This window comes from Microbacterium sp. LWH7-1.2, assembly GCF_038397755.1.
In the GTDB taxonomy this organism is placed as follows: Bacteria; Actinomycetota; Actinomycetes; order Actinomycetales; family Microbacteriaceae; genus Microbacterium.
Genome location: NZ_CP151637.1, coordinates 4,342,679 through 4,355,750, shown reverse-complemented (window position 1 = coordinate 4,355,750; position 13,072 = coordinate 4,342,679). Strand labels below are relative to the sequence as shown.

The following is a 13,072-nucleotide window of genomic DNA, read 5'->3' as shown; positions in this document are numbered from 1 at the left end:
CGTCACACGCGAGGCAGCACGGCGCGCGCCTCGGCGGACGACATGCCGGTCGCGGTGAGGAGGTCGACCGCGAACGGCCGCATGGCCGTGATGAGGTTCTGCTCGCCCTGCGAACCGTCCGGGAGGATCTGCTCCGGGTCGAGGCGCACGGCGACCGCGCGCACCGCCTCGCGGGCCGCCGGCTGGAGCGAGATGTCGTCGAGGCTCTCGCCCACCAGCTCGGCCGCGCGCATGAGCTCAGCCAGCACCTCCGCCGGCACCGGCCGACGCTGGCCGTCGTCGCACAGATACACCGCGCGGCGGGCGACCACGCGGAGGTTGCGGGTGGCGAAGTCCATCGCCTGCAGCACCGCGTGGTGCCGACGCAGCTCGGCGCGCTGCGGGCGCAGCCACGGCGAGAAGCCGGCGACGGCGAGCCCGGAGTCCAGCGAGGCGCGCCACTCGTCGATGCGCGGGGCGATCGCCCGCGCCTTCTCGAGGCCGCGGGCGGCTCGGATCGCGTCGCCCCGGCGCAGCGCCTGCACGATCGTGCGCGCCGCGGCATCCGCCGCCGCGAAGACCGCGTGGCCGTCGCGGGCCTCCTCTCGTCGGGGATTGCGCGGGATGAGCGCGGTCACCGCGAGGGCGGCGACGCCGCCCACCGCACCGTCGATGAGCCGGGAGAACGGCTCTGTCGCCGGCAAGGACATCACGATGCACGCCTGGACGCCGGCCATGATCGCGAACGGCGGGTACGGCGAGAGGAACCGGGCGACCAGCAGCGTCACGCCGAGGGCGAGAGCGAGCTGCCACCAGCCGGGTCCGACGACCACGACGAAGCCCTCCGCGACGAGGATGCCGACCAGCATCCCGACGACGGTCTCGAGCACGCGCCGCGGGCGCGCGTCGCGCACGAGGCCGAGGCTGGTGATCGTCACGGTGGCCGCGAGCAGCGGCGCAGCATGCCCGACGACGTAGTGCGCGAACGCCCAGGCGGCGGTCGCCGCCACCGTGATCTGCACGATCGCGAGCGCCGATCCCCGGACGCGCGACAGCTGCGGGCGCAGGTCCAGCCGGGCGCGCCAGCCCGTGGGCACGACCTGCGTGATCGCGGCGGTCTCGCCGTCGCCGCTCACCGACCGCTCTCCTACTGGGCCGCCGCGCGGCGCGACAGCCGGGTGATCCGCGGCACGTTCGCCGTGGCCCCGGCATCCGGCGGCACGACCATCTCCTGGGCCGCCGCGACAGGGCCGTCGGCGGTGTCGACCGTCAGCGCGGCGTCGACCGGTGTGGTGCGGCGGACGACCGCGAGCGCGATCGGGCCCTCTTCGTAGTGCAGCGCGGACGAGGTCACGATGCCCACCTCGGTGTCGCCGAGGTGTACCGCCGCGCCGTGTTCGGGGAGCACGCTGCCCGAACCGTCCAGCTGCAGCGAGACGAGGCGACGCGGCGGGTGACCGAGGTTGTGAACCTTGGCGATGGTCTCCTGCCCGCGGTAGCAGCCTTTGTCGAGGTGCACTGCGGTGCGCAGCCAGTCCAGCTCGTGGGGCAGCGCTCGCTCGTCGATGTCGGTGGCCCACCGCGGACGCCAGGCGGCGACGCGCAGCGCGTCGGCCGCCGTGAGACCGGCGAGTTCGAGCTCACCGCGGGCCGCAGCATCCGCGATCCTCTGCTCCTCGTCGCGCGTGACGATCGCCTCGGCCCAATCGCGATCGGCACCCGGGTGCGGGTCGACCAGCGCGTACGCGTGACCGCCGGGCGTGACCGAAGGCCACGGGTCGCGCCACACCAGGGGAACCCCGGCCGGCGTCGCGGGCGAGATGCGCTCGAGCGCAGCGGCCGTGCCGCCGATCACCGCATACTCGTCGTCGGCGATGCGCGGGTCGACGCGCAGGCGGAACCGCATCTTGCGGAGCCAGTCGTAGAGTCCCTCGGCGTCGGCGCGATCGGCGATGAGCCATGTGGTCTCACCGTCATCGACGACGGATGCCGCGTGCTCGACGTGTCCTTGCGGGTCGAGGATCAGCAGCTCCGTGCCGACGCCGGGCGGGAGCCGGGTCAGCGCCTGCGACGACAGCGAGTCGAGCCAGGACAGGCGGTCCTCACCGGGGACGGCGATGACGACGCGGTCGGCGCGGGGGGCGAGAGCCGCGCCCGCGGCGAGCCGGCGCTGCTCGACCAGAGGGTTTCCGACGTGCTGCAGGCCGGCGTCGTCGACGACGGCCCCCGGAACAGCGGCGAACGGGCTCGTCATCATTCCGCCCGGGCGAGCCGTGCCGACGCGTGGGCGCCGAGCTCGAAGCCGAGCGCGGCGATGTCCCACGCCCACAGCAGGTGGCCCTCGACCAGCCCGTACATGCGGGTGGCGGCCGCATAGGCCTTCGCGCCGGCAGGACGCACCACCGCGTCGGTGGCGATGTCGATGCGGGGGCCCTTGATCTGACCGAGGTAGAGCTCGCTCACGCCGTCGGCGTGCACGAGGGCCGCCTCGAGATCGAAGCCGCCGTCGGCGTTGCGCAGCCGCTCGATGTCGTCGGCCGTGCGGGCGACAGGAGCAGCGAGCGCCGGAAGAAGCCCCGGGCCTGCATCGGCGTCGGTGGCGGTGAGCGCGAGACGCCAGTACCCGAGCTCGGCCACTAGGCGCGAGCGCTTCTCGGGATCCTCCGCGTCGTGCAGCCAGGCGTCGGCCGAGTAGTTCAGGTAGTCGCCGCCGTCATGGCTGAAGCTGACGCGGTGCGTGAACTCGCCGGTGTACGTGTGGTCGCCGTAGTCGATGACGCCGGTGCCCTCCCACACTCCGATGAGCCACGACAGCGGGACGAGCTCCGCGGGAAGGTCGGTCGGGATGTCGAGCACGACCGGGCCCGTCAGCGCTGGCCGCGATAGAGGTTCTTGACGACGACCGCGGAGACGAAGACGATCGCCAGAGACGCCAGACCGAGCAGGCCCACGAAGAACAGTTCGAGCGCGACGGTATCCATACGAGGGAGTCTAGCCGGGAACGAGGGCCGCCAGACCGAACCCCAGGCTGATCACGCCCATCACGAGCGCGGCGCCCAGAACACTCGCCGCCACGCGCTCGGTGAACCCCTGGGACCGGCCCGACCAGAGCTGGACCGCGAACGCCGCGATGAGGCATCCGCCCAATCCGACGCCCAGCCATGCGGCGCGCCAGTCGGGCGTCGCGAAGACACCGACGACGATGGCGATCAGCGCCGCGAGCACCCAGACGGCGACGATGCCGCCGATGGTGCGACGAGGGGCGAGTTCAGGCACGGCCACGCGTCCCATCATCGCGCATAGGTCCGAGCGGCGCACCCGCCGCGACACGGGCCGCGGGCGTGTCGGCGGACGAAATGCGCGCGGAACGCCCCTCCCCCACGCCCTACACTGGGGTTCGCGGCGCACCCCCCTGCGCCGGGAAGGCGATCCATTGGCACAGCTCCTGGTTCTCAGTTCCACACACGGAGGCGGCCCCGTGCTGCCCTCGCTCGAACTGCTGAGCCACCGCGTGCGCCTGATCCCCGCCGAGCCCGCCCAGCTCGTCAACGCCCCGAGCGCCGACATCATCTTCGTCGACGCCCGCGTCGACCTCGTCGGCGCGAAGTCGCTGTGCAAGATCCTCAACACCACCGGGCTCGACGCGCCGCTGCTGCTCATCGTGACCGAGGGCGGTCTGACGGCGGTCTCGCCCGACTGGGGCGTCGACGACGTCATCCTCTTCACCGCCGGCCCGGCCGAGGTCGATGCCCGCATCCGCCTCGCCGTCGGGCGCCAGTCGGCCGAGCAGGTCTCGACGCGCATCCAGACATCGGGCATCACGATCGACGAGTCGTCGTACTCGGCCAAGGTGCACGGGCGTCCGCTCGACCTCACGTACAAGGAGTTCCAGCTCCTCCACTTCTTCGCCACGCACCCCTCGCGCGTCTTCACCCGGGAGCAGCTGCTGAGCGAGGTGTGGGGCTACGACTACTTCGGCGGCACCCGCACGGTCGACGTGCACGTACGACGCCTGCGCGCCAAGCTGGGCGACATGGAGCAGCTCATCGGCACCGTGCGCAACGTCGGGTACCGCTTCAACGTGTACGAAGACGAGCCCGAGCCCGCCTCGCGCGAGCGCACCGACGCCTGACCCGGGCGGCACGCCGCCATTCACCTGCCCGACACATCGTTCACACTCTCGTCACGTCACCCTGCAATGATGAAGGGATGATCGAACCCGAGGTGCTCGACGCCGGCCTGGGCGACGCGGACGACGACGACTTCGACCTCTCCGAGGTCTTCGACTCGCAGCTTCCCGACCACCGGTATCTCGATCGCGAGCTGAGCTGGCTCGCGTTCAACCAGCGTGTGCTGGAGCTCGCCGAGGATCCGAACCTCCCGACGCTCGAACGTGCGAACTTCCTCGCGATCTTCGCGAGCAACCTCGACGAATTCTTCATGGTGCGCGTCGCAGGCCTCAAGCGCCGCATCGTGACGGGCCTCGCCCTTCCCACCAACGTGGGCCGTTCCCCCGCCGACGTGCTCGCCGACATCTCGGCGGAGGCGCACAAGCTGCAGCTGCGCCACGCCGAGGCGTGGACCTCGCTCGTGAAGCCCGCGATGGCGCAGGCCCGCATCCAGGTCGTCTCGTACGAGTCGCTCGATCAGGCCGAGCGCGAGGCGCTCTACGACTACTTCCAGGCGCAGGTCTTCCCGGTCCTCATGCCGCTCGCCGTCGACCCCGCCCACCCGTTCCCGTACATCTCGGGTCTGTCGCTCAACCTCGCGATCCGCATCCGCAGCGCCCGCACCGGGCGTCAGGAGTTCGCGCGCCTCAAGGTGCCGCCGATGCTTCCCCGCTTCGTCGAGCTGCCTCCCGTCGACGGCACCGTGCGCTACCTGCCGCTCGAGGACCTCATCTCGAACCACCTCGACGACCTCTTCCCCGGCATGGAGGTGCTCGACCACCACGCGTTCCGCCTCACGCGCAACGAGGACGTCGCGATCGAGGAGGACGAGACCGAGAACCTCATCCAGGCGCTCGAGGCTGAGCTGCTGCGTCGCCGGTTCGGTCCGCCGATCCGCCTCGAGATCACCGACGACATGGACGACGTGACGCTCGACCTTCTCATCAAGGAGCTCGACATCACCGCGCAGGAGGTCTATCGCCTCCCCGGCCCGCTCGACCTGCGGGGCCTGTTCGATCTGGCCCGCATCGACCGGCCGGATCTGCACTACAAGCCGCATCTGCCCACGACCGCGCTGGCGTTCCAGCCCGGTGACAACAACGAGCGGCCCGACATCTTCGCGGCGATCCGCAAGGGCGACGTGCTCGTGCACCACCCTTACGAGTCGTTCGCGACGAGCGTGCAGGCGTTCCTCGAGCAGGCCGCGAAAGACCCGCATGTCCTCGCGATCAAGCAGACGCTGTACCGCACATCAGGTGACAGCCCCATCGTCGAGGCGCTGATCGACGCGGCCGAGGCCGGCAAGCAGGTGCTGGCGCTCGTCGAGATCAAGGCCCGTTTCGACGAGGCCAACAACATCCTCTGGGCGCGCAAGCTCGAGAAGGCGGGCGTGCATGTCGTGTACGGCCTGGTGGGCTTGAAGACCCACTGCAAGCTCGCCCTCGTGATCCGCGAGGAGAACGGCGTGCTGCGCAGCTACAGCCACGTCGGCACGGGCAACTACAACCCCAAGACGAGCCGCATCTACGAGGACTTCGGCCTGTTCACGGCCGACGACCAGGTCGGCCGCGACCTCACCCGCCTGTTCAACGAGCTGAGCGGCTATGCGATCGAGAAGAAGTTCAAGCGGATCCTCGTCGCGCCCCTGCATCTGCGCAAGGGACTGCTGCGCCTCATCGACAAAGAGCGGCGCAACGCACTGGCCGGCAAGCCGGCGAGTGTGCGCATCAAGGTCAACTCGATCGTCGATGAGCAGATCATCGACGCGCTCTACCGCGCCAGCCAGGCCGGCGTGAAGGTCGAGGTATGCGTGCGGGGCATCTGCTCGCTGAAGCCCGGAGTCGCGGGCATGAGCGAGAACATCACGGTCCGCTCGGTCCTCGGGCGCTACCTCGAGCACTCGCGCATCTTCGCGTTCCACAACGACGGCGACCCGATCGTGTACATCGGCAGCGCCGACATGATGCACCGCAACCTCGACCGCCGCGTCGAGGCGCTCGTGAGGGTCTCGACCCCGGCGCACATCAAGGAGGTCAACGACCTCTTCACGCTGTCGATGAGCGATTCGACGAGCTCGTGGCACCTGCAGCCCGACGGCGAATGGACGAGGCACAGCCGGGACGACGAGGACAAGCCGCTCGTCGACCTCCAGGACCGGACGATGAACAACGTGCAGCGGCGCCGACGGGCGCGGGCGGTGCGATGACCGAGACGGCCGTCTACGCGGCCGGGGGCGTCGTCTGGCGTGTCGTCGACGACAAGCTGCGCGTGCTCCTGATCCACCGCACGAAGTACCGCGACGTCACGCTTCCCAAGGGCAAGGTCGACCCCGGCGAAATGCTCGCCGAGACGGCGGTGCGCGAGATCCACGAAGAGACCGGCATCCGTGTCTCCCTCGGCGTACCCGTCGGGGTGTCGCGCTACCGGCTGCCCAGCAAGCGCACCAAGATCGTGCACTACTGGGCCGCGGAGGCGACGGATGCCGCGATCCGCGCGTCGGCGTTCGTGCCGAACAAGGAGATCGCGGCGCTCGAATGGGTCTCGCCCAAGAAGGCGTTGAAGCGGCTCAGCTATCCCGTCGACGCCGAGATCATGGAGAACTTCCACCGGCTCATCGACGAGGGCGTGCTGCGAACCTTCCCGATCGTCGCCCTCCGGCACGCCAAGGCGGTCGCCCGCGAGGAATGGCAGGGGAAGGATGCCGCGCGGCCGCTCGCCACGCGCGGCCGCCGGCAGGCGGCCTCCATCGTCGGACCCCTCCTGGCCTTCGGTGTCCGGCGGATCGTGTCGAGCCCCGCGGTGCGCTGCGTCAAGACCGTCGCACCGCTGTCGGCCGCGATCGGCCGCGAGATCGACACGACCAAGCTGATCAGCCAGGACGCGTGGGAGGACGGCAAGTCCGACGCGCGCGCAGTGATCGGCGAGCGGGTGCGTTCGCGCAAGGCCGCCGTGCTGTGCACCCACGGGCCCGTCCTCCCCGACATCCTGAGCGAGCTCGCCCTCGCAACCGGCACGCTGCGGGGCTCGTACCTCGGCAGCGCCTCGGCCCTGGAGCCCGCCGCGTTCTCGGTGGTGCACCTGTCGGTCGAGAACCCGGGCTCGGGAATCGTCACGATCGAGACGCACGAGCCGAAGGTGTGATGACGCCCGCGAGGTCGATCGTCGACGTCGCGTGGGCCGAGGTGCCGCCCCGCCCGCCCCGACGCGAGCACGCGTGGCGGCTGCTGACGGGGATGCTGCCCGCCGGCGCCGAGCTGAGCAATGCGTGCTCGCGCTGCGGCGGTCCGCATGGTCCGGTGATCGTCTCCCGGGCGCCGTTCATCGCGAGTGTCACGTACGCGGGCGGGTACGCCATCGTGGCTGTGGCGGCCTCGCGGGACGCGGCGGCGCTCGGCGTCGACGCGGAGCCCGAGCACGATGTGCGCCGGGACGCGGCGGGCATGGCGGGCGTGCTCGGCGACGGCGAGGCCACCGTCCGCGACTGGGTCCGCGTCGAGGCGGCGTTGAAGGCGGACGGCCGGGGACTGCGCGTCGAGCCCGCGACGGTGGTCGTCTCGGCGGCGGCGGGCGGCTGGACGGCGGCCGTTCCCGATGGCGAGGTCTACATCGGGTGGGATGCGCCCGGGCCGCCCGGCATCCTCGTGAGCGTCGCGGTGCTCAGTCCCCAGAGCCCGGCAGCCTGAGCGGTCGCACCGCGGGCGCCGGCAGCCGGTCGGGCAGCGGCGGGAGGGCCGCGGCGTCGAGCCAGTCGCCGAGCACGTCGGCCGCTGCCGCACCCGCGACCCGCGCGACGCAGTCGCGGAAAGCCGCGGTGGTGGCGAGCGCGTGGCGGTGCTCACGCACCCACGTGTGGAGCAGGTCGGCGAACACCTCGGCGCCGACCGTCCGGCGCAGGGCCTCGAGCGTCAGTGCGCCGCGCTTGTAGACGCGGTCGTCGAACATGAGCGCGGGACCGGGGTCGGAGATCACGAGGTCCTGGGGCAGCGCCCGGAGGCGCGCGTGATGCTCGTCGGCGAGCGTGGCGATATCGGCCCCGCCGGAGGCCTCCGACCACAGCCACTCCGCGTAGCAGGCGAACCCCTCGTTCAGCCAGATGTCGCGCCACCGCTCGACGCCGACGCTGTTGCCGAACCACTGATGGGCGATCTCGTGCGGAACCAGGCGCGCGGCCTCGGGCTCGAAGTGGTTCGCACCGAACACCACGAGCCCCTGTGCCTCCAGCGGAATCTCCAGCGGGTCGGCGGTGACGACGACCGTGCAGCCTTCCTGCGGATACGGGCCGAACGCTCCCTCGAAGCACTCCACGATGCGCGGCGCGTCCGAGAACCATCGCCGCGCAGCGGTCACGAGCGGCGCGGGTGCCATCAACCGCACGGGTCCGATCGCGCTCTCGCGGTACGCGCCGATGTGCACGGCGGCGAGGTATGTCGCCGTGGGCACCTCCGACGCGAACTCCCAGCGCCTGAGCGCGCCGCTGCGCACCGGCGGCCGGGGCACCCCCGTCGCGGCAACCGCGTACTCGGCGTCCGTCGTGACCGCGATGCGGTACCGGGCCCTGTCGTCAGGGCGGTCGTTGCACGGGAACCACGTCGGCGCGCCCACCGGCTGGGAGGCGACGAGCGCCCCGTCCTCGAGCTCCTCCCACCCGATCGTGCCCCACCGTGACCGGCGGGGCCGCGGCGCCCCCGCGTAACGCACCTCGATGGAGAACTCCTCGCCCACCTCGAGCGCCTGCGGCGGCGTGACACGCAGGCCCGCGGCATCCTGTGCGAACTTCGTCCGCGCGTCGCCGTCCACCCGCACCCGCGACGCGCGCAGGCCGATCAGGTCGAGGCGCACCGAGCGGGTCCGCTCGTTCGCGACGGCGTTGACGAGCGCGGTCCCCTCGAGCCGGTTCGTGGGGACGCGATAGCGCAGATCGAGGTCGTACGAGACGACGTCGAACGAGGCGTCGCCGCTGCGCGGCGTGTACGGATCGGGCCCGATCACGACGTCGACTGATACGCCCGGACGGTGACCGCGCGCCAAGGCCCGATCGGGTTGCCGCTCCAGCGGGAGCCGACGGGCACGCTCTCGCCGCGCATCACGAGGGACGCGGGGCCGACGGTGGCGTGGGCCCCGATCGAGGCGGCCGGGAGGATCACGCTGTGCGGGCCGAGTGTCGCACCGGGTTCGAGTTCGACGGTGTCCATGCTCATGATTCGATCATGGAACAGGTGCGTCTGCACGACGCACCCCCGGTTGACCGTGGACGCCTCGCCGAGCGTCACGAGGTCGGGCTCGGGCAGCCAGTAGCTCTCGCACCACACGCCGCGCCCGATGCGGGCGCCGAGGCTTCTGAGCCACACCGCGAGCGCCGGCGTGCCGGCGGCCGCGCGCGCGAACCACGGCGCCGCGAGCATCTCGGTGAAGGTGTCCGACACCTCGGTGCGCCACACGAAACTCGACCACAGCGGCTGCTCCCCCGCCCGGATCGGGCCGACGAACAGCCACTTCGCAGCGGTCGAGATGCCCGCGGCGACCGCACCGGCCGTGAGGAGCACGAAGCCCGACAGCAGGAGAGCGATCCACGGACCGACCGTGTCGACGAGCGCGGCGAGTGCGAACAGCACGAGCAGCCCGAGGCCGCACGTGACGACGACGGGGATGAAGCGGCAGATCTCCCACAGCGACCGTGCGACACGCAGAGACGCCGGCGGGTTGTAGGTGCGGCTCGCGTCGCTTTCGTTCGGCCGGCGGCGCAGGCGCGTCGCCGGTGAGCCGAGCCACGACGAGCCCGCCTTCGCCTTGACCGGCGCGGCCGAGAGCACCGCGACGAGGCCGTCCTTCGGCACGGTGTGCCCGGGCGATGCCATGCCGGAGTTGCCGAGGAACGCGCGCTTGCCGATGCGCACCTCGCCGAGCCGCAGCCATCCGCCCCGCATCTCGTAGGAGGCGACCATTGTGTCGTCGGCGAGGAACGCGCCATCCTCGATGCGGGTCATCGCCGGGATGAGGAGAACGGTGGATGCCTCGACACCGTGTCCGACTCGCGCCCCGAGCAGGCGCAGCCAGACCGGGGTGAACAGGCTCGAGTAGAGCGGGAACAGGACCGTGCGGGCGGAGTCGAGCAGGCGCTCCGTGGTCCACGCCTGCCACCCGATGCGGCTACGCACCGGGTGCGTGCCCTCGTGGAGCCCGATGGCCGCCAAGCGGACGCCCAGCACGACCGCGCCGGCGTAGACGACGCCGGTCAGGAGCACCGCCGGCACGAGCCAGACGAGCGTGGCGCCGAGCGCACTGCCGAGGTCCGGGGCACCGCGCATGCCGATCGCGAGCACCACACCGCCGGCGGCGAAGCTCACGATGGGGAGGAGGCCCAGGGCCATCGCCGATGCGGCGTACGCCCAGAGCCATCGGCGCGCGGCGCGCGGGCGCCCGGCCGGCCACCCCTCGGTCGTGCCGCCGACGCGCACGGCGGGCGAGCCCGCCCACGACTGGTTCGCGCGCACGCGGCCGAAGACCGCCGAGCCGGGCGCGATCTCGGCCCGCTGGCCGATCCGCGTGCCGGGCGCGAGGGTGCTGCGCGTGCCGACGGTCGCGTCGGCGCCGATGCGCACCTCGCCGATCCGCACGAGGTCGCCGTCGATCCAGTAGCCGCTGAGGTCGACCTCGGGCTCGATCGACGCACGATCGCCGACCTTCAGCATCCCGGTGATCGGCGGAAGGGTGTGCATGTCGACATCCGTGCCGATGCGGGCGCCGAGGGCGCGCGCGTAGTACGAAACCCACGGCGCGCCGGCGAGACCGACGGCGTCGACCTGGTCGGAGATCTGCTCGGCGAGCCAGAGCCTCAGGTGCACCGAGCCGCCGCGCGGGTAGTCCCCGGGACGCAGTCGCGCGAGGAGCAGTCGGGCGGATGCCGCGGCGATCGCCATGCGGCCGAACGGCGTCGCGAAGAGGACGAGACCGATGATCAGCAGCCACCAGGGCGCCGAGGGGAGCGCATCGAATCCGGGGAAGAGCTGCAGGATCGTCCCGGCGGTCAGCAGATACAGGAGCCACCGGACGCCGGAGAGGATGAACAGCGGCGCGCCGAGGAGCGACTGCACCCACTGCGTGGTGCGGGGCGTGGGCTCCGGCATCCGGAAGTCCCCCGCCTCTTCGCGCGACAGGAACGGCTGCAGCGCCTTCGCCATCGCCCCGAGACGCGGCACGTCGTAGATGTCGGCGACCGAGAAATCGGGCACGCGGGCGCGGATGCGCGAGACGAGCTGGGCCGCGGCGAGCGAGCCGCCGCCGAGGTCGAAGAAGTCGGCCTTGCGGTCGGGCACCGGAAGTCCCAGCACCGCCTGCCACTGGTCGGCGAGCCACGCCTCGTCGGGGCTCAGATCGGCCCGGGGGATGTCGAGGTCGGGCAGCGGCCACGGCAGCGCGGCGCGATCGACCTTGCCGGAGGTGCGCACCGGGAGGTCGGGCACGACGGCAAGGACAGGCATGACGCCGGCGGCCAGCCGCTCGGCGAGATGGGCGCGGGCGGCGGCGCGGTCGAGTTCGCCGTCGACAACGAGGTAGCCGACGAGGACGGGCACACCCGCATCACTCATGCGCACGGCGGCGCTGGCGCCCGTCACGCCCGCCAGTTCCTGCAGGGCGTTCTCGACCTCGCCGAGCTCGATGCGACGGCCGCCGACCTTGACCTGGTCATCGGCACGGCCCTGGAACAGGAGCCCCTCCGGCTCGTAGCGAACCAGGTCGCCGGAACGGTAGGCGCGGTCCCAGCCCAGGGTCGGCATCGGCGCGTACTTCTCGAGGTCCTTGACGGGATCGAGGTAGCGGGCCAGGCCCACGCCGCCGATGATGAGCTCTCCGAGCCCCCCGGGCTCGACCTGCCGGTCGTGGCCGTCGACGACCGCCAGCGCCCAGCCGTCGAGCGGCAGCCCGATGCGCACCGGTCCCTCGCCGTCCAGGAGCGCCGCGCAGGCCACGACGGTGGCTTCGGTGGGGCCGTACGTGTTCCACACCTCGCGGCCGTCGGCGACGAGTCGCGCGACGAGCTCCGGCGGGCACGCCTCGCCGCCGAAGATGAGCAGCCGCACGTTCTCGATCGCGTCGGCCGGCCACATCGCGGCGAGCGTCGGCACCGTCGAGACGACGGTGATCGCCTGACGGATGAGCCACGGCGCCAGGTCCTCGCCCGATCGCACCAGCGAGCGCGGCGCGGGCACGAGACACGCTCCGTGCCGCCACGCGAGCCACATCTCCTCGCACGAGGCGTCGAAGGCGACGGACAGACCCGCCAGCACGCGGTCGCCAGGGCCGAGCGGCGCGCCTTGCAGGAACAGGCGCGCCTCGGCGTCGACGAAGGCCGCGGCGGAGCGATGCGAGACCGCCACGCCCTTGGGCACCCCCGTCGACCCCGAGGTGAAGATGATCCACGCGTCGTCGTCGATCGTCGGCGGCGGCACCGTGACGATCGCGTGAGTGCTCGGATGGGGCGCCGCGCCGCCGAACAGCGCGGCTGATTCCTGGCCATCCGCGGCGGCTGCGGGGACGTACGCGCCGCCCTCGCCGATCACACCGTGCACGTGCGCTTCGCCGAACACGAGCCGCGCCCGCTCGTCGGAGTCGTCGGCGTCCACCGGGACATACGCCGCGCCCGCGGCGATGATACCGAGGATCGAGATGTACAGCTCCTTCGAGCCCGAGGGCATCCGCACCCCGACGCGGTCGCCGCGGCGGACGCCCGCCTCGTGCAGCAGGGCGGCGGTGCGTGCGACGCGCGCCATGAGCTCGCGGTAGCTGAGCGCGCCCGAGCCGTCGTCGAGAGCCGAGGCCTCCGGCGTGCGCTGCACGGTTGCGCGGAGGATGTCCAGCAGCGTGCGCGGCTCCGGTGCCGCGTCGATGCGATCCAGCGGTGCCGGCACGCCCGGCGGCGAATCGAT

At 72.0% G+C, this 13,072-nt stretch carries 10 protein-coding genes; 4 read left to right on the top strand and 6 right to left on the bottom strand.

The window, feature by feature from the left end; genetic code table 11:
- Positions 1-2: 2 nt before the first annotated feature.
- The 4 genes from MRBLWH7_RS20215 to MRBLWH7_RS20200 form a co-directional block, all read right to left on the bottom strand.
- Complete coding sequence (locus MRBLWH7_RS20215; protein ID WP_341997772.1) at positions 3-1,115, bottom strand: FUSC family protein; 1,113 nt, start codon at positions 1,113-1,115, stop codon at positions 3-5.
- 11 nt (positions 1,116-1,126) lie between these two features.
- Positions 1,127-2,233, bottom strand: coding sequence for a glycine cleavage T C-terminal barrel domain-containing protein (locus tag MRBLWH7_RS20210; protein WP_342002150.1), 1,107 nt, complete (start codon positions 2,231-2,233; stop codon positions 1,127-1,129).
- Positions 2,233-2,835, bottom strand: coding sequence for an FABP family protein (locus MRBLWH7_RS20205; protein ID WP_341997770.1), 603 nt, complete (start codon positions 2,833-2,835; stop codon positions 2,233-2,235). Before MRBLWH7_RS20205 ends, MRBLWH7_RS20210 begins: the two co-directional genes overlap by 1 nt.
- A gap of 135 nt (positions 2,836-2,970) precedes the next feature.
- Entirely contained in the window at positions 2,971-3,261 is a 291-nt protein-coding gene (locus tag MRBLWH7_RS20200) for a hypothetical protein (protein WP_341997768.1), read from the bottom strand.
- A 151-nt stretch (positions 3,262-3,412) separates the two neighbouring features.
- On the opposite strand from MRBLWH7_RS20200, the gene MRBLWH7_RS20195 reads away from it, so the two are divergent.
- The 4 genes from MRBLWH7_RS20195 (at position 3,413) to MRBLWH7_RS20180 (ending at position 7,831) form a co-directional block, all read left to right on the top strand.
- Positions 3,413-4,111, top strand: coding sequence for a response regulator transcription factor (locus MRBLWH7_RS20195; protein ID WP_341997767.1), 699 nt, complete (start codon positions 3,413-3,415; stop codon positions 4,109-4,111).
- A 77-nt stretch (positions 4,112-4,188) separates the two neighbouring features.
- Entirely contained in the window at positions 4,189-6,354 is a 2,166-nt protein-coding gene (locus MRBLWH7_RS20190; RefSeq protein WP_341997765.1) for an RNA degradosome polyphosphate kinase, read from the top strand.
- On the top strand, positions 6,351-7,289 hold the full coding sequence (locus MRBLWH7_RS20185) for an NUDIX domain-containing protein (protein WP_341997763.1): 939 nt from the start codon (positions 6,351-6,353) through the stop codon (positions 7,287-7,289). The genes MRBLWH7_RS20190 and MRBLWH7_RS20185 overlap by 4 nt, the downstream gene beginning before the upstream one ends.
- Positions 7,289-7,831, top strand: coding sequence for a chemotaxis protein CheY (locus MRBLWH7_RS20180; RefSeq protein WP_341997761.1), 543 nt, complete (start codon positions 7,289-7,291; stop codon positions 7,829-7,831). Before MRBLWH7_RS20185 ends, MRBLWH7_RS20180 begins: the two co-directional genes overlap by 1 nt.
- On the opposite strand, the gene MRBLWH7_RS20175 is transcribed toward MRBLWH7_RS20180, so the two are convergent.
- A complete protein-coding gene (locus MRBLWH7_RS20175) occupies positions 7,806-9,137 on the bottom strand; it encodes a M1 family metallopeptidase (RefSeq protein ID WP_341997759.1) in 1,332 nt (443 codons plus the stop codon). The two genes, MRBLWH7_RS20180 and MRBLWH7_RS20175, sit on opposite strands and share 26 nt — an antisense overlap.
- Positions 9,134-13,072 (bottom strand): Pls/PosA family non-ribosomal peptide synthetase, encoded by a 3,939-nt coding sequence (locus MRBLWH7_RS20170; protein WP_342002148.1) that lies wholly within the window; start codon positions 13,070-13,072, stop codon positions 9,134-9,136. The genes MRBLWH7_RS20175 and MRBLWH7_RS20170 overlap by 4 nt, the downstream gene beginning before the upstream one ends.

Coding starts and splice junctions, on each gene's coding strand:
- MRBLWH7_RS20210 (WP_342002150.1), bottom strand. CDS start 2,233: ATGACGAGCCCGTTCGCCGCTGTTCCGGGGGCCGTCGTCGACGACGCC.
- MRBLWH7_RS20190 (WP_341997765.1), top strand. CDS start 4,189: ATGATCGAACCCGAGGTGCTCGACGCCGGCCTGGGCGACGCGGACGAC.
- MRBLWH7_RS20185 (WP_341997763.1), top strand. CDS start 6,351: ATGACCGAGACGGCCGTCTACGCGGCCGGGGGCGTCGTCTGGCGTGTC.
- MRBLWH7_RS20180 (WP_341997761.1), top strand. CDS start 7,289: ATGACGCCCGCGAGGTCGATCGTCGACGTCGCGTGGGCCGAGGTGCCG.